This is a genomic window from Bacteroides sp. An269 (assembly GCF_002159755.1).
Classification (GTDB): Bacteria; Bacteroidota; Bacteroidia; order Bacteroidales; family Bacteroidaceae; genus Phocaeicola; species Phocaeicola intestinalis.
Genome location: NZ_NFJG01000015.1, coordinates 1 through 14665, shown reverse-complemented (window position 1 = coordinate 14665; position 14665 = coordinate 1). Strand labels below are relative to the sequence as shown.

Annotated in this window: 14 protein-coding genes; 4 read left to right on the top strand and 10 right to left on the bottom strand. The window is 46.8% G+C overall.

The features are described 5' to 3' along the window. Positions 1–52: 52 nt before the first annotated feature. The 6 genes from mnmE to B5F71_RS04930 all read right to left on the bottom strand — a co-directional run bounded on the left by mnmE (position 53) and on the right by B5F71_RS04930 (position 5921). Entirely contained in the window at positions 53–1429 is a 1377-nt protein-coding gene (mnmE, locus tag B5F71_RS04955) for a tRNA uridine-5-carboxymethylaminomethyl(34) synthesis GTPase MnmE (RefSeq protein ID WP_087208156.1), read from the bottom strand. Continuing rightward, positions 1426–1932 (bottom strand): GAF domain-containing protein, encoded by a 507-nt coding sequence (locus B5F71_RS04950; protein ID WP_087208154.1) that lies wholly within the window; start codon positions 1930–1932, stop codon positions 1426–1428. The genes mnmE and B5F71_RS04950 overlap by 4 nt, the downstream gene beginning before the upstream one ends. Before the next feature lie 19 nt (positions 1933–1951). Next, positions 1952–2836, bottom strand: a complete 885-nt coding sequence (locus B5F71_RS04945; RefSeq protein WP_087208152.1) for a nucleoside phosphorylase — start codon at positions 2834–2836, stop codon at positions 1952–1954. A gap of 114 nt (positions 2837–2950) precedes the next feature. After that, positions 2951–3955, bottom strand: a complete 1005-nt coding sequence (floA, locus tag B5F71_RS04940; RefSeq protein ID WP_087208222.1) for a flotillin-like protein FloA — start codon at positions 3953–3955, stop codon at positions 2951–2953. Positions 3956–3984: 29 nt separating this feature from the next. Next, positions 3985–4455 carry an NfeD family protein gene (locus tag B5F71_RS04935; protein ID WP_013616589.1) on the bottom strand — a complete coding sequence of 157 codons (471 nt, stop codon included), beginning with the start codon at positions 4453–4455 and terminating at the stop codon, positions 3985–3987. A gap of 41 nt (positions 4456–4496) precedes the next feature. Continuing rightward, on the bottom strand, positions 4497–5921 hold the full coding sequence (locus tag B5F71_RS04930) for a tetratricopeptide repeat protein (RefSeq protein ID WP_087208150.1): 1425 nt from the start codon (positions 5919–5921) through the stop codon (positions 4497–4499). A 358-nt stretch (positions 5922–6279) separates the two neighbouring features. Here B5F71_RS04930 and B5F71_RS04925 point away from each other — a divergent pair, with 358 nt between their 5' ends. Together B5F71_RS04925 and B5F71_RS04920 are read left to right on the top strand one after the other, a co-directional pair. Then, positions 6280–7047, top strand: a complete 768-nt coding sequence (locus B5F71_RS04925) for an ATP-binding protein (RefSeq protein ID WP_087208148.1) — start codon at positions 6280–6282, stop codon at positions 7045–7047. A gap of 195 nt (positions 7048–7242) precedes the next feature. Further along, on the top strand, positions 7243–7617 hold the full coding sequence (locus B5F71_RS04920) for a DMT family protein (protein ID WP_022040898.1): 375 nt from the start codon (positions 7243–7245) through the stop codon (positions 7615–7617). 105 nt (positions 7618–7722) lie between these two features. Here B5F71_RS04920 and B5F71_RS04915 read toward each other — a convergent pair whose 3' ends face one another. Next, positions 7723–9387 (bottom strand): AMP-binding protein, encoded by a 1665-nt coding sequence (locus B5F71_RS04915; RefSeq protein ID WP_087208146.1) that lies wholly within the window; start codon positions 9385–9387, stop codon positions 7723–7725. A 407-nt stretch (positions 9388–9794) separates the two neighbouring features. Here B5F71_RS04915 and B5F71_RS04910 point away from each other — a divergent pair, with 407 nt between their 5' ends. After that, on the top strand, positions 9795–11537 hold the full coding sequence (locus B5F71_RS04910) for a phospho-sugar mutase (protein ID WP_087208221.1): 1743 nt from the start codon (positions 9795–9797) through the stop codon (positions 11535–11537). A gap of 109 nt (positions 11538–11646) precedes the next feature. Here B5F71_RS04910 and B5F71_RS04905 read toward each other — a convergent pair whose 3' ends face one another. The 3 genes from B5F71_RS04905 to B5F71_RS04895 form a co-directional block, all read right to left on the bottom strand. Next, complete coding sequence (locus B5F71_RS04905; RefSeq protein WP_087208144.1) at positions 11647–12162, bottom strand: methylated-DNA--[protein]-cysteine S-methyltransferase; 516 nt, start codon at positions 12160–12162, stop codon at positions 11647–11649. 81 nt (positions 12163–12243) lie between these two features. Then, positions 12244–12618 carry a LytTR family DNA-binding domain-containing protein gene (locus tag B5F71_RS04900; protein WP_087208142.1) on the bottom strand — a complete coding sequence of 125 codons (375 nt, stop codon included), beginning with the start codon at positions 12616–12618 and terminating at the stop codon, positions 12244–12246. A gap of 26 nt (positions 12619–12644) precedes the next feature. Then, positions 12645–12830 carry a hypothetical protein gene (locus tag B5F71_RS04895; RefSeq protein ID WP_087208140.1) on the bottom strand — a complete coding sequence of 62 codons (186 nt, stop codon included), beginning with the start codon at positions 12828–12830 and terminating at the stop codon, positions 12645–12647. 752 nt (positions 12831–13582) lie between these two features. Here B5F71_RS04895 and B5F71_RS04885 point away from each other — a divergent pair. After that, on the top strand, positions 13583–14518 hold the full coding sequence (locus B5F71_RS04885; protein WP_087208135.1) for a RagB/SusD family nutrient uptake outer membrane protein: 936 nt from the start codon (positions 13583–13585) through the stop codon (positions 14516–14518). The last annotated feature ends 147 nt before the right edge of the window (positions 14519–14665 follow it).

Here is a 14665-nt window from a genome sequence, read left to right as displayed (position 1 = left end):
GAGCGCCATATCAATCGATTATGATCAATTTAACTCATTGATAATCAGATAGTTACTTGCCGATGCAAAAATGCTCAAAAATACTTCCAAGCACTTCATCTGTCGTTACATCTCCTACAATATCACTCAGATGAAAGATGCATTCGCGCAAGTCTTGCGAGATGAAATCGCCGGAGAGGTTTGTGGACAATCCTTCTTGCACGCGCCGGATAGCCGCAAGGGCATGGATGAGGGCTTCATAGTGGCGGGCGTTCGTCACGATGACATCTCCGGTCCGGATGTCTGGAAGAGCGGCAAATTCCACCAGCTTTTCTTGCAGGGCGATGATGTTTTGTCCTTTCTTGGCGGATATCTCGATGACTGTTCCTTGTGGAGAGAGGAAGGTGGGAGTGTCCGCTAAGTCACATTTGTTAAGGGCTACGATGACTTGTTTGCCTTCAAGGCGGCCGGCCACTTGCCGGTAGAATGCTTGAAATGCTGATTCTCCTTGTGATTTGTCACATACGAGAATTACGATTTGTGCCCGGCCAATGGCTTGGAAGCTGCGCTCAATGCCTAATGCTTCTATCGTGTCTTGGGTCTGGCGGATGCCGGCAGTATCGATGAAACGGAAAGTGATTCCGTTTAAGCTTATCGTATCTTCAATAATGTCGCGCGTGGTGCCGTGGATGTCACTTACTATGGCGCGTTCTTCTTTTACCAAGGCATTAAGCAATGTAGACTTGCCGGCATTGGTCTCGCCTATGATGGCTACAGGAATGCCATTCTTGATTGCGTTGCCCGCATGAAAAGAGTTAGCCAAATGAGAGATGAGCTGTTCTATCTGTGCGGCAAGAGCCTGCAATTCTGTACGGTCGGCAAATTCCAGTTCCTCATGGTCGGAGAAATCCAGCTCCAGCTCCATAAGCGAAGTGAGGTGAAGGAGCTGGTTGCGCAGCTTTGCCAGTTCTCGGCTGAAACCTCCGCGCATCTGATTCATGGCCAGGCGATGGGTAGCTTCAGACGTAGAGGCGATAAGGTCTGCTACTGCCTCCGCCTGGCTCAAATCCATTTTCCCATTCAGGAAGGCGCGCTGGGTATATTCGCCGGGCATTGCCGTACGGCATCCTTGCCCGATGAGCAAATGCATCACTTGCTGGAGGATATACGCCGAGCCATGGCACGAAATTTCGGTGGCATCTTCGCCCGTATAGGAATGGGGGGCACGGAAGACAGAGACCAGCACTTCGTCGATAATTTCTCCTTTGCTGTTTTTGATATGCCCGAAGGCAAGGGTGTAGGGCTTGCGCTCCGTCAGAGGGACGGTTGAGCCTATGGGGGTGAAAATACGGTCGGTTAATGTCACGGCATCGGGACCGGACACGCGAACGATGCCTATCGCTCCTCCTTGGGCAGTGGCTATGGCACAAATGGTATCTTGTTGGTTCATATGGATGGTTTGCTATGATTATATAAGGTGCCGGCAAGTATCCGGACCGCTTGTTCAAGGTACAGCTTATCGGTTTCATCGAAAGCCGCCGGAAGGTCTGAATCGATGTCGAGCACGCCTTTTACTTCGCCTTGGACAATAAGAGGCACTACGATTTCCGAACGCGAGAGCGAACTGCAGGCAATGTGTCCGGGGAATTGTTCCACGTCGGGCACAACCAATGTCTGCATCCGTTCCCAGGCGGTTCCGCACACGCCCCGTCCTTTCTTGATGCGATAGCACGCCACGCTTCCTTGGAAAGGCCCTAATACGAGTTCATCGTTTTCTACCAAGTAAAATCCTACCCAGAAGAAACCGAAGGCTTCCTTCAGGGCGGCACAGGTATTGGCGAGTACGCTTATTTCATGTGTTTCACCCTCGATAAGGGGGGCAAACTGGCGGAGAAACGTTTTGTAGCGTTCCGCTTTGTCTGTAATGTGGTCTTGTTTGAAATTAGCTTCCATTGTAATTAAGGATAAAAAATCAAATCCGTTCAAGCACGACACGGATAAGGTCGTCTATTTGGTTCTTGTAACCCGTATTGGCTTCTTGCTTTACCCGGTTGGCTATGACCATGCATACCGTTGTGGCTTTGTGCCCAAGCAAAAGGGAGAGGCCGGCTATGGCGGAACTTTCCATTTCGTAGTTGGTAATATGCTGTCCTTTGTACTCAAAACTCTCTATTTTCTCGTTCTGGTGCGGGTCGGCAAGAGGGATGCGCAAGCGTCTGCCTTGAGGGCCGAAAAATCCGCCGCATGCCACGGTGATTCCTCTTACCATATCGTTTCTTGCGATGCGTTCCACTAATTCGTGATTGGCATGCACGGCGTATGGAGTGGGGGAGCAGAGGTTTCCTGTCCATCCCAGGTGGTTTAGCAAGGCGCGTTCCAGGGGAAGGTCGCTTACGGCATTCCGCCCCTCGTAAAAGTTGAGCAGCCCATCGAAGCCGATGGAGATTTCCGAGCAGACGAAAGTACCTGCGGGCGTATAGGGTTGAAGCCCTCCGCACGTGCCGATACGTACCAGTTCCAGTTGGCGCAAGCTGTCTTTCTCTTCACGTGTCCCGAAGTCGATGTTGGCAAGTGCGTCCAGTTCGTTGAGCACGATGTCGATGTTGTCGCATCCGATACCCGTAGAGACCACGGTGATACGCTTGCCTTGGTATGTTCCGGTGATGGTATGAAACTCGCGGCTCTGGATGTCGCACTCTTTCGTGTCGAAGTGCGAAGCGACCAGGTTCACCCGTCCGGCATCGCCCACCAGTATCACCTTGTCGGCAATCTGTTCGGGACGCACATGAAGATGAAACACCGAACCGTCTTCGTTGATGATAAGTTCGGATGGGGGAAAGTAAGTTTTCGTTTGCATAGTAGTCGTGTTTTTTTACCGCAGATTACACAGATTTTTCTTTCGCGTTTTTGCGTTTCTGCGTTCCATTTATCAATTGAAAATCTGTGTAATCTGTGGTGAGAATGTGAGATTCTATTTTCCTATCGGCTCGCCTCCCGCGGGATGCTGGTCGGGCTGGGCGATGCTGTTCCGCATGTCGGTATCCGCCTGTATGTTCTTCATGCGGTAATAGTCCATGATGCCGAGGTTCCCGCTCCGGAAAGCGTCTGCCATGGCCTTGGGCACTTCGGCTTCTGCCTGAATCACGTTGGCACGGGCCTCTTCCGCCTTGGCTTTCATTTCTTGCTCCAGCGCGACCGCCATGGCACGCCGTTCTTCCGCTTTGGCTTGGGCGATGTTCTTGTCGGCGTTTGCCTGGTCCATTTGGAGGGCAGCCCCGATGTTACGGCCTATATCGATGTCGGCTATATCAATAGAGAGGATTTCAAAAGCGGTACCGGCGTCCAGCCCTTTGCGGAGCACGAGCTTCGAGATAGAGTCGGGGTTTTCCAGTACCGACTTATGATTCTCGGACGAGCCGATGCTCGATACGATGCCTTCGCCTACGCGTGCCAAGACGGTATCTTCGCCTGCGCCTCCCACCAGCTGGCGGATGTTGGCGCGCACCGTTACGCGGGCTTTGGCGATGAGCTGGATGCCGTCTTTTGCCACGGCGGTCACAGGAGGCGTGTCAATCACCTTCGGGTTGACCGACATCTGTACCGCCTCGAATACGTCACGTCCGGCAAGGTCGATGCCCGTTGCCATCTGGAAGGAAAGCTCGATGTTGGCTTTCGATGCCGATACCAGCGCGTGCACCACTTTCTCCACGTGTCCGCCTGCCATGTAGTGGGCTTCCAGCTCGTCACGGGTGATGGTGTTCAGCCCCGCCTTGTGGGCTTCTATCATGGCGGGCACGATGACATGGGGAGGCACGTTACGGATGCGCATCAGGAAAAGCTGTACCAATGATACACGTACGCCCGATACTTTGGCGGAAAGCCAAAGGAAGAAGGGAACGTAATGAAAGAATATCGCCAAAATGATGACAATTCCAATCACGGCAATAATCTGCAAGTAGAGGGGAGGGATAATCATAATCATAGATATTAAAAGGTGAATAAAAATCAGTTTCCGGCACGTTTTACATAAACCGTATTGTTACCGATACGGGTCACTTCGATGGAAGTGCCTTCATCGATGAACCCGTCGGCGGATTGTACCTCGATGAGATGCCCGTTGATTTCCGCGTTCCCAATCAGCGTGAGGCGCGTGGCAGACGTCCCGCGGTCGCCCACGCGGATGTCGAGCCCTTTCAATGGCTCGGGGCGGAAGTCAAGCTCTTTCTTCAGCGAAAGCCGGTCTACCGTTTTCGAGCGCATTACCCATACGGTGATGCCGATGATGCCTGCCGCGGTACAGCCTAGGGTGATAAAGCCTGCCTGCATGCCCATGCCGCTAAATGCGTAATAAATGGCATAAAGCAGGCTGCACGCCGACGCGATGCCCGCGATGGTAATGCCCGGCACGAGGAACACTTCGATAAGGAAGAGTATCAGTCCTGCCACGATAAGCGCGATGATGATAAGTATTTCCATAAGTGTCGTTTTTTTAGTTGGCAAGGTGACGGGTTCTCTTGTCACCTTCTTTTCGTTTTCTCCAGTTCCGTATTCCGTATAGCCGTTTCCAGTTCCGCGATTTCATCCTGCAGCTCTTTCACGCGCCGCTCTTTGTCCAGGATGCCGGGGGCAAGCTGGTCTTTCCCCGCCTGGTTGCTTTCATGATATGCGGTGCGCAGGTTTTCGAGCGAGGCCTGAAGCTCATTCAGGTCTTTTTCCTTTTGGAGGTAAGAGCGGAATTGTTCGCGCGCTTCTTCCGAAACGAAGTCGGAAAGCCGGTGATAGACTGCATTGTCATCCACTACAAAGCGAAAGTCACCACTCTTCTTTTTCGTATCTTCGGCATACGTCACTTGTGCCAGGCGTTGTCTGGCATTCCGCACCACATTATCGCTAGTCTGCGTTCTCTTTATTTCCTTCAGGCTGGCAAGGGCAATGATGTCCTCAGGGGCGGAGGTCTCAAAGTCGTACACTTCTTTCGATTCGTTAGGGACGAACACGTAGACGCATACCTTACCTTCGGGCTGGTAGCGGTCGGAAGCAAACCAGCCGAGGCGGTTCACTTCGTCGATGGCATACATATAGTCATTCGCCGGCGAGTTGAACGGCATGCCGATGTTATCGGGGCGCAGGTACGTGTTGTCGTCCGAGTCGTAGCGTGTGATGAAAATGTCGTAGCCACCCAGGCTTTCTTCGTCCTCTGCTGCATAATAAAGGGTGATGCCGTCCGAATCGAGGAACGGGAAATTCTGACTGTATCCGCTTTTGTTTATCCCTTGCAAGGGCTGAGGGGCACTCCAGCGGTCAATAAGTTTCATGCGTGAATAGAGGTGGAATTTTCCTTCCTCGTCGGTTTGCGGAAAGAGGGTCTTGTCTCCCCATTCATTGGTATAGATGGCACCCTCTCCGTTATCGGTCATTTCAATGTTTCCCGAAGCTTTGCTCAGTTTATAGGCAGAAAGAAACGAGGTTTTATCCACAACAAAACTATCTATTACGGTCACCCGTCCCGTACCACGTAGCATACGCGCCGCTAACCGGCATTTCGAGAGTATCCGTTCAGCTTCTTCTGTATCTTGTTTTTTCTTTTCCAGCCACATGATGTGCTCTTCCAGGTTCTCTACCGCGTCATCAAAGCGATATTGGGTATAGTAGAGTTTGCCTAAATAGAGGTAGGCGTTAATCACTTTCCGGGCTGCACTTTTCTCAAGATAGGGTTGTGATTCCGCCAATTCTCCGGTTTCGAAGCAACATGCCCCGTACCAAAAATTGTAATTGGCATTCGAAGGGGCACGTTTCACCAGTTTCTCGAATACAGGCTTGGCTTCGGCAAACTTGCCTTCGTTAAACCATTCTTTTGCCTGGTTCAAAGTTTGGGCGTGCACCGTCCCTCCGCACGTCAGGGCAAGGAGCAGGGCGGCAAGCATATGTTTTTTTCTGTTCATGTGTATTCTTCGTGTTGTTTTCTCAAAAGTACAAACTTTCTTTGAAATTCGAAGCATATTTTCCATTTCTTTTTTTAGAGTCGCTAAATTGATGTACTTTTGTGCCCGGATTTGAACACAGAGGCGCAGAGGCACGGAGATTTTATTTGCGGTTTTACCATAAAATAATTTGAATATCCGCAAACATCCCATGTAGGGGCGTATCGCATACGCCCTGAAGACACCCACGTGGATTAGTTGACGTATTCGGGCGTATGCGATACGCCCCTACATGGCAATTGGGTGAAATGCGGATATTCAAAAATAAAATATCCCTCTGTGTCTCCGTGCCTCTGTGTTCACAAAGAATGAAAAAAACATGGGAAAAGAAGAAAAACTGATACATACCATCAACCGGAGGTTTAATAAAGGAGTAGTGGAATATGGGTTGATAGATGAAGGCGATAAGATACTGGTGGGACTTTCGGGTGGAAAAGATTCGCTTGCTCTGCTGGAATTGCTAGCCAAGCGGTCTCGCATCTATAAACCTCGCTTTTCAGTAATCGCGGCGCATGTAGTGATGTCTAATATTGCCTATGAGTCGGATACGGACTACCTCCGTACATTCTCCGAAGGATTGGGTGTGCCTTTCGTGAGCTATGAAACTTCGTTCGACCCCTCGACCGATACTCGCAAGTCACCTTGTTTCCTTTGTTCGTGGAACAGGCGGAAAGCTTTGTTTACAATAGCAAAAGAACAGGGGTGTAATAAAATTGCCCTAGGACATCATCAGGACGATATTCTGGAAACTCTTTTAATGAATATGACATTTCAGGGAGCTTTCAGTACAATGCCTCCGCGGCTGGTGATGCGCAAGTTTGACATGACGATTATTCGTCCGTTGTGTCTGGTACACGAAGCAGAGTTGTCGGAGTTGGCACGCATCCGTGAATATCATAAGCAGTTGAAGAATTGTCCTTATGAGAAAGATTCACACCGTACCAATATGAAGGAAGTGTTGCGTACACTGGAGCGTATGAACCCCGAAGCCCGTTATAGTCTTTGGAACAGCATGACGAATGTTCAAGCGGATTTGCTTCCGGTTTATGCCGAACGCAGAGGCGCAAAGACGCGGAGTAATAATTGAAATCTGAACACAGAGGCACGGAGACACAGAGATATTTTTATTGAATCCGCAAACAGCCACTGTAGGGGCGTATCGCATACGCCCGAAAGCGTTCACGTGGATAAGTTGATGCATCCGGGCGTATGCAATACGCCCCTACGGCAATCAGGCAAATGCGGATATTAATTATTAATTGTTAATTATTAATTGTTCAAAATGTTTACACAAGGAATTTATTCGATTGTATTGTTGGTTTTTTCGAACATCTTCATGACATTTGCCTGGTATGGGCATCTGAAGATGCGCGAAGAGTTCAGTTGGTTTGCTTCTTTACCGCTGATAGGTGTTATAGCTTTTAGTTGGGCAATCGCTTTTTTCGAATACTGCCTGCAGGTACCTGCCAATCGCTTAGGATTTCGCGATAGTGGCGGACCGTTCGACATTATGCAGCTTAAAGTGATACAGGAAGTAATAACGCTTTCCGTATTCACCGTGTTTTCGATGATAGCTTTTAAGATGGAGTTGAAATGGAACCATTTTGCTGCTTTTGTCTGTCTGATCCTTGCAGTATACTTTGTGTTCAAGAAGTAGAGAGTATTTGTATGTATCCGGCGCCATCTGTCTATGCATTCTGAGGCACACAGATGGCGTCGGGAATATGTGTAAGGTCCTTCCAGACAAAAAAGCAATTATTTATTAGTTTTCGATGTTTTGGTAAAGGAATCGCTTGATACTCTTTTTTGCCGTTTTCTCGAACTCTTCGGGATAGAGGCGGATGCGGGTTATCTGGCAATAGGCGGGGAGTTGCTTGTTCAGTTCGCTGCGGTTCACTTCCATCAGCTGTTCCAGTTGGATGGCGCTTAGCCCATGTGCGAAAGTATCTTCGTGGTCGGGATAGACCAGCGCAATAAGCTTATCGCCCGAGAGAAGCACCAGCGATTCACCCACATAAGGCATGTTGTTGAGTCGTGCTTCGATTTCTTCAGGGTAGATGTTTTGTCCTGAAGCGGTAAGCAGCATGTTTTTACATCTTCCTTTGATAAAGATATTTCCTTCGGCATCCTTTATTGCCATGTCACCTGTGTGCAACCAGCCTTCGGCATCGATGGTTTGTGCGGTGGCTTCAGGATTTTTGAAATACCCGGACATTACATTGCGTCCCCGACATACCAGTTCTCCGGGAATGTGTCCGGGGTCGGGTGAGAGCACTTTCGTTTCCATATTGCTGACAGTCCTGCCACACGAAGTGTATTCGATTTCGTCCCACCGGCTATGACAGATAAGCGGTGCCGCTTCGGTCATACCATAGGCGATGGTATAGGGGAAGTTTATTTTGCGCAGGAAAGCTTCTACTTCGGCATTGAAAGGAGCTCCTCCTACAACGATTTCGATGAAGTTGTTGCCAAATACCTCCATTGCCTGATTGCGTATCTGTTCTTTTATCTTGTCACTGATGATGGGAAGTTTCAAAAGCAACTTGCCCAGTTTGTTGTCTACTTTGGGCAGGATGTTCTTTTTAAATATTTTCTCTACGATAAGGGGTACACAGGCGATGACACGCGGACGTATTTCTGCAAACGACTCGGCTATGATTTTAGGTGAGGGCATACGGGTAAGAAACCACAGGTGCACACCGACAGTTACTCCATACAAGAAATCGAAGGTAAGTCCGAAGATGTGTCCTAAAGGGAGCATGGATACAACGTTGTCACCGGCTTGCAGCCCCACTTTGCGATGGATGTGCTGAATATTCGACAAAAAACACCGGTATGGAAGCATCACACCTTTCGAGTATCCGGTAGTACCCGAAGTATAGTTGATGACAGCCAGTTCTTCCGGATCTTCACGCCGGTAAGACACGTGCTCGGCACGGAATCGGCATGGATAGCGCTTGCCGAACTCTTCGTTCAGATGCTCGCGTGCGTAGGTCAATTGTTTTGAGCGCGATACCACCAGGTCAAAGTTCTTCAATTCGATGATGCCTTCCAGCCTGGGCATAGCAGCCTCATTGAAATTTTCCCACACCTGGTCGCCTACGAACATCATCCGGGCATCGGAATGGTTGACAATATTGTGTACGTTGTCTGCCTTGAATTCGTGTAGGATAGGTACTGCCACAGCACCGTAAGTAATGATACTCAGGAATACAGCAGTCCAATTGGCACTGTTTCGTCCACATAGGGCAATCTTGTCGCAGGGTTTAATGCCGGCAAACTCGAAAAGGATGTGCATCTTTTCTATTTTCCGTGCCACGTCCCGGTATTGCAAGGTAGCACCTTTGTAGTCGGTCATTGCATCGCGGTCCCAGTTCCGGCGGATGCTTTCTTCTATTAATTGTATCAAGCTTTCTTTGTTCTCCATTTTTCTTAAAAAATTGCACAGAAGTTGGTGAATTGTGCGCAAAAGTAATAAAAAATTAGGCTTATAAGTGTATGTGTTGCGAACTTTTTCCAAATAAATGCCTCATTCCACATTGTTTTGGTTTATATTTGGATGTCAAGCATGCCTTTTGATGAACATAAGTGAGTGCCCCGTTTCACATAAGTAACCCGGGCGTTTCACATAAGTGAGTCAGTCGTATCACTTATGTTCGTTTGAGGAGGATTTTTGGTCAATTGGAGATTGGTTATTTTTCAACAGTCTATTGATTGGTTAAAAATGGCTTTAAAAAAAATGTCCTAAAATTAGGATATGTAGAATGAATCTTTTATTTTTGGGGTACAAAATGTATTATGCATATTACTAACTTTAATAATATTTATAACATCATGGAAAACGAAGCATTAATCAAACTTTGTACAGAAAAGGCTCAGAGCTGGTTGACTCCTGCTTATGATGCAGAAACACAGGCCGAAGTAAAACGGATTCTTGAAGACACAGACAAAACCGGACTTATCGATGCGTTCTATAAAGATTTAGAATTCGGTACGGGTGGTCTGCGCGGCATCATGGGTGCGGGTTCAAATCGTATGAACATCTATACAGTAGGTGCTGCTACACAAGGTATGGCCAATTACCTGAACAAATGCTTTGCCGGGAAAAAAGACATTGCAGTAGTAGTGGGGCACGATTGCCGCAACAATAGCCGTAAGTTTGCCGAAATTTCAGCTGATATCTTCTCGGCAAACGGCATTAAGGTATATCTTTTTGATGATATGCGTCCTACGCCGGAAGTATCGTTTGCTATCCGTCATTTGGGTTGTCAGAGCGGTATCAATATTACGGCTTCGCACAATCCGAAAGAATATAATGGCTACAAGGCATATTGGGAAGACGGTGCACAAGTGCTTGCTCCACACGATACAGGCATTATCGATGAAGTAAACAAGGTAAAGGTAACCGATATCAAGTTCCAGGGCAACAAAGAACTGATTCAAATTATTGGCAAAGACATCGATGATATTTATTTGGAAAAGGTGCATGGCATATCTATCGATCCTGAAGTAATCAAGCGTCAGAAAGACCTGAAGATTGTTTATACGCCGTTGCACGGAACCGGTATGATGCTGATTCCACAATCATTAAAGCTGTGGGGCTTCGAAAACGTGCATTGTGTTCCTGAACAGATGGTGAAGAGCGGCGATTTCCCGACAGTCGTATCTCCGAATCCGGAAAATGCAGAAGCTTTGACTATGGCCATTAACCTTGCCAAGAGCATTGATGCCGATATCGTGATGGCTTCCGATCCGGACGCAGACCGTGTAGGCATGGCTTGCAAGGACGATAAAGGTGAATGGGTATTGATTAACGGTAACCAGACCTGCCTGATATTCTTGTATTACATCATCAAGAACCGTATCGCAATGGGCAAAATGAAAGGCAACGAGTTTATCGTGAAGACCATTGTGACTACCGAAGTTATCCGTAAAGTGGCAGAAAAGAATAACATCAAGATGATAGATTGCTATACCGGTTTCAAATGGATTGCCCGTGAAATTCGTTTGCGTGAAGGCAAAGAGCAATACATCGGTGGCGGTGAAGAAAGTTACGGTTTCCTTGCTGAAGATTTCGTACGCGATAAAGACGCGGTATCTGCCTGCTCGTTACTGGCTGAAATCTGTGCTTGGGCAAAAGACCAGGGAAAGACTTTGTACGACATCCTGATGGAAGTTTATCTGGAATATGGATTCTCGAAAGAAGTAACCGTAAATGTAGTGAAACCGGGTAAGAGCGGTGCCGATGAAATCAAGGCGATGATGGACAACTTCCGTGCTTGTCCGCCGAAAGAATTGGGTGGATCAGAAGTGACCTTGACTAAAGACTACAAGACGCTGAAGGCTACCGATAACAAGGGCAATGTGACCGATATTGAAATGCCTGAGACCTCAAATGTGCTTCAGTTCTTCACGGCAGATGGTACGAAGGTATCTGTTCGTCCGTCGGGCACTGAACCGAAAATTAAGTTCTACGTGGAGGTGAAGGGCGAAATGGGCTGTCCGAAGTGTTATGCCCGCGAAACAGCCGCTGCTCTTGAAAAAGTAGAAGCTGTGAAGAAATCGTTGAATATCTGATCAGTAGCTTAGATTCTTACCAACTAATTCACATTTAAAGTGTGAATTAGTTGGTTTTTTTTGTCTTCAGATATTTACTTGAAAATTCAAAACACTTTCTGAAACAGGCTCAGGCATTGCGGGAAAGGAAATGTTCCCTTTCCAATTCCAGTAATTTTTCTTTTCGCCAAAGTCCGCCTGCGTAACCAGTCAAATTTCCGTTGCTTCCTATAACCCGATGGCAGGGAATAAGAATGCTGATGGGATTATGTCCGATAGCTCCACCTACAGCTTGTTCCGAAAAATGCTCGACACCTTTTTGGCGGGCGAGTTTTTGTGCGATGTCTTTGTAAGTGACGGTTTGTCCGTAAGGAATTTCTTTTAGTATATTCCACACAGCTTGCCGGAAAGGGGAACCTTGCGGTTGAAGGGCAGGCGGTACACCCGGAAGTTCTCTGTTGAAATATCGTTCCAGCCATTCAAGAGTCTCAACAAACACAGGAAGCTCCTTTTCAACGTAGGTAGCTGTCAGTGCAGGGTCAAAATATTTTTGTCCGTCGAACCATAATCCGGTCAGCGCTTCACCGTTGCTGGCAAGGGTTATGTCACCCAGTGGAGACAGGCATTTATATAGATATCCATTCATGCGAAATCGTTTTTTTATTGTAACAAAGATACGTTTTTCTTCCCAACCATCCAATGAAAGCTATGACTGTTTTTTAGTGAATCATAAGATGCCATGCTTGCGGATGTACTCCATAAATTTTTCTTTGTAATTCTCGCCTACGGGAATCAGTGCTTTGGGTGAAAAGCAGATTCGGAATCTGGAAATTTCTTTGATTTTCTGCATATTGACGATATATGAGCGATGTACTCGCATGAAATGAGCGAGTAAACGAGCCTCCAGCCGTTGCAGGCTATAGAGGGTAGTAACGGGTTTCTCGCGTTCGTCGGTATAGATTCGAATGTATTCGCTCATGCTTTCAATGTAGTTGATGCTGTCTATGTTGATGCGTACAACCTTGTAATCGCTCTTTACAAAAAGAGTTTCGGCGTTCTCTGTTTCTGCAGTTGCAGGAATGGTTTGTGAAAGGCTTTGCATCTCCGGAATCAGTACATAGTTATTTATTAAGAAGAGGAAAAAAAGGGACTGGTAATAATCCACATATCAATGGCAGGACGGGTAATCTCGGTTTTTCCATTAGTCTGATATGCCATCAACAAGGCATTGATGATAGGAGTAGCAAAAATCAGTATGGCAATTGTTGCGTAAATTGTATGCTCGAAAAATTGTTGTTTTTGTAAAGTAGTCATAGTCTTGTCGTCTTTTTAATATTGCATGAAACAAAGATAAAAGAAAAGATATGTTGCAGCAAAAATAATCGGCGAATTGGACGATTTCACAGACTGTTCAGCCAATTTTGCAAGCTATCGGGGTTTATAGACATTTTAGCGTATAGAACGATGTTTTTATTGAGAGAATCCTTTGGTTAGCTGATAGTTTTTTGCCGAGTGTTTGAAGTAATCTAATTTCGTAGTGGTGAAATTCTTCCAATGTGTCCGGCTGTGTATTGGATGCTTGGCAGAAACCGCGTATAGCCTGCTTGTTGAGATTCGGGGCTATAGGCAAGTATTGCAATCTTTTTTGACGTTTTATTTAACCTTTAATTTATCATGAAAACAGATGTGGATAAAAACAGATGTTTCAGGAATTTGCTGTATCGGGTTCCTTTTGGAAAGCTAGGTTTATTGCTGGCGTTTTTGATAGTGGCTTCCCATCTATGGGGACAGGGCATAACGGTCAAAGGCCGTGTGACTGATGCTGATGATGCTCCGGTTATCGGTGCTTCGGTTTTAGTAGAAGGTACAGAGTCTGGGATGATTACAGATCTTGACGGAAATTATGTAATCAATAATGTACCTTCGGACGCAGTACTTGTTTTTTCTTATGTCGGTATGGTAACGCAAAAAGTCGCTGTATCCGGACGGCACGTTGTTAATGTAAAACTGGAAGACGATAATGTGCTGTTGGATGAAACGGTTGTTATCGGTGGCAGAGCGAATCTATCTTCGAAATACAAAATGAAGCTTCAACTTACGGATGGGAAAATTATTACGACTATACCAACAATGAGTATACTGTTCCTTCGCAAAGCATGTGGCGGTGGAAGTTTTATTCGGCAGGGCCACTCGGGTGGAGCGATTACAATTCGGAAGTGTGGCTGCTTTATGCTTTCAAGAATGAGAAGGCTAAGTATCCGATTAATGACAGCGAATGGGACGAACGTATACCGGCATCACTTTTTTATGCAGATATTTTCACTGACTTTCCCGAACATGTGCAGTGGCAAACATGGACAGCTACCGAAGGAACCAGTACCAGCGGAGGGACTGTCACTACCGACGAGCCGGGTTTTAGTTATGCCGACTGGGTAGAAGACCGTGTTTACATCAATAAATACACAGCTCAATATGAAGATTATCAGGAAGTGAATAGCGACAATAGTGAAGGCACTAATAACCGTATTTTCCGTCTTGGGGAAATCATGCTGGATTATGCAGAATGTCTTGCGCAGACTGGTGACATAACGGAAGCCGTTAATGTATTGAATGAAGTGCGTAACCGTGCCGGATTGTGTAATTTGGGCGAACGTCAAGATTATAAGGTAGAATCTGTCTATACCAACCCCGATACAGACAATTCGACGGTTGATTTCAATGACGATTATGGATATGCTGCGTTCGAAAACAGCCAGATAGGGACACTCGAAGACTTCATGGCTGTTCTCGATATCGAAGACATGAAAGAAACCGCTTTCGAATGTGAACGGGTGATTGACTTACGCCGTTGGGGAATCTCACGTGATGATTCTTTCTTGCAAAGGGTGAAGAAGCGTTCATATAAATATTATACCAATTTCAACAGTGTCCGTGCATGGGTTCCCATGCCGACAGATGATGTGAACAATAATCCTAATCTGGAGCAGTTGCCAGGCTGGTAACAAACATCAAAAAGATTCCAAAACATGAATGTACAAAGTAAGAAGCTGTTTTGAATTTCTCCAAAAAGTTTTTCTTGGCTTGATGTATCCGTTTTCGTGTGTGCTTTGGGCGATTTTTTGGCCCTTTTCGCTCCTGTTCTTCGTCAG

What these genes read in the sequence shown, in the direction of transcription:
- B5F71_RS04935 (WP_013616589.1), bottom strand. Translation starts at nt 4,455, where the DNA reads ATGGAAATACTTATCATCATCGCGCTTATCGTGGCAGGACTGATACTC.
- mnmE (WP_087208156.1), bottom strand. Translation starts at nt 1,429, where the DNA reads ATGAACCAACAAGATACCATTTGTGCCATAGCCACTGCCCAAGGAGGA.
- B5F71_RS04945 (WP_087208152.1), bottom strand. Translation starts at nt 2,836, where the DNA reads ATGCAAACGAAAACTTACTTTCCCCCATCCGAACTTATCATCAACGAA.
- floA (WP_087208222.1), bottom strand. Translation starts at nt 3,955, where the DNA reads ATGATTATCCCTCCCCTCTACTTGCAGATTATTGCCGTGATTGGAATT.
- B5F71_RS04920 (WP_022040898.1), top strand. Translation starts at nt 7,243, where the DNA reads ATGTTTACACAAGGAATTTATTCGATTGTATTGTTGGTTTTTTCGAAC.
- B5F71_RS04950 (WP_087208154.1), bottom strand. Translation starts at nt 1,932, where the DNA reads ATGGAAGCTAATTTCAAACAAGACCACATTACAGACAAAGCGGAACGC.
- B5F71_RS04915 (WP_087208146.1), bottom strand. Translation starts at nt 9,387, where the DNA reads ATGGAGAACAAAGAAAGCTTGATACAATTAATAGAAGAAAGCATCCGC.
- B5F71_RS04900 (WP_087208142.1), bottom strand. Translation starts at nt 12,618, where the DNA reads ATGCAAAGCCTTTCACAAACCATTCCTGCAACTGCAGAAACAGAGAAC.
- B5F71_RS04895 (WP_087208140.1), bottom strand. Translation starts at nt 12,830, where the DNA reads ATGACTACTTTACAAAAACAACAATTTTTCGAGCATACAATTTACGCA.
- B5F71_RS04905 (WP_087208144.1), bottom strand. Translation starts at nt 12,162, where the DNA reads ATGAATGGATATCTATATAAATGCCTGTCTCCACTGGGTGACATAACC.
- B5F71_RS04925 (WP_087208148.1), top strand. Translation starts at nt 6,280, where the DNA reads ATGGGAAAAGAAGAAAAACTGATACATACCATCAACCGGAGGTTTAAT.
- B5F71_RS04910 (WP_087208221.1), top strand. Translation starts at nt 9,795, where the DNA reads ATGGAAAACGAAGCATTAATCAAACTTTGTACAGAAAAGGCTCAGAGC.
- B5F71_RS04930 (WP_087208150.1), bottom strand. Translation starts at nt 5,921, where the DNA reads ATGAACAGAAAAAAACATATGCTTGCCGCCCTGCTCCTTGCCCTGACG.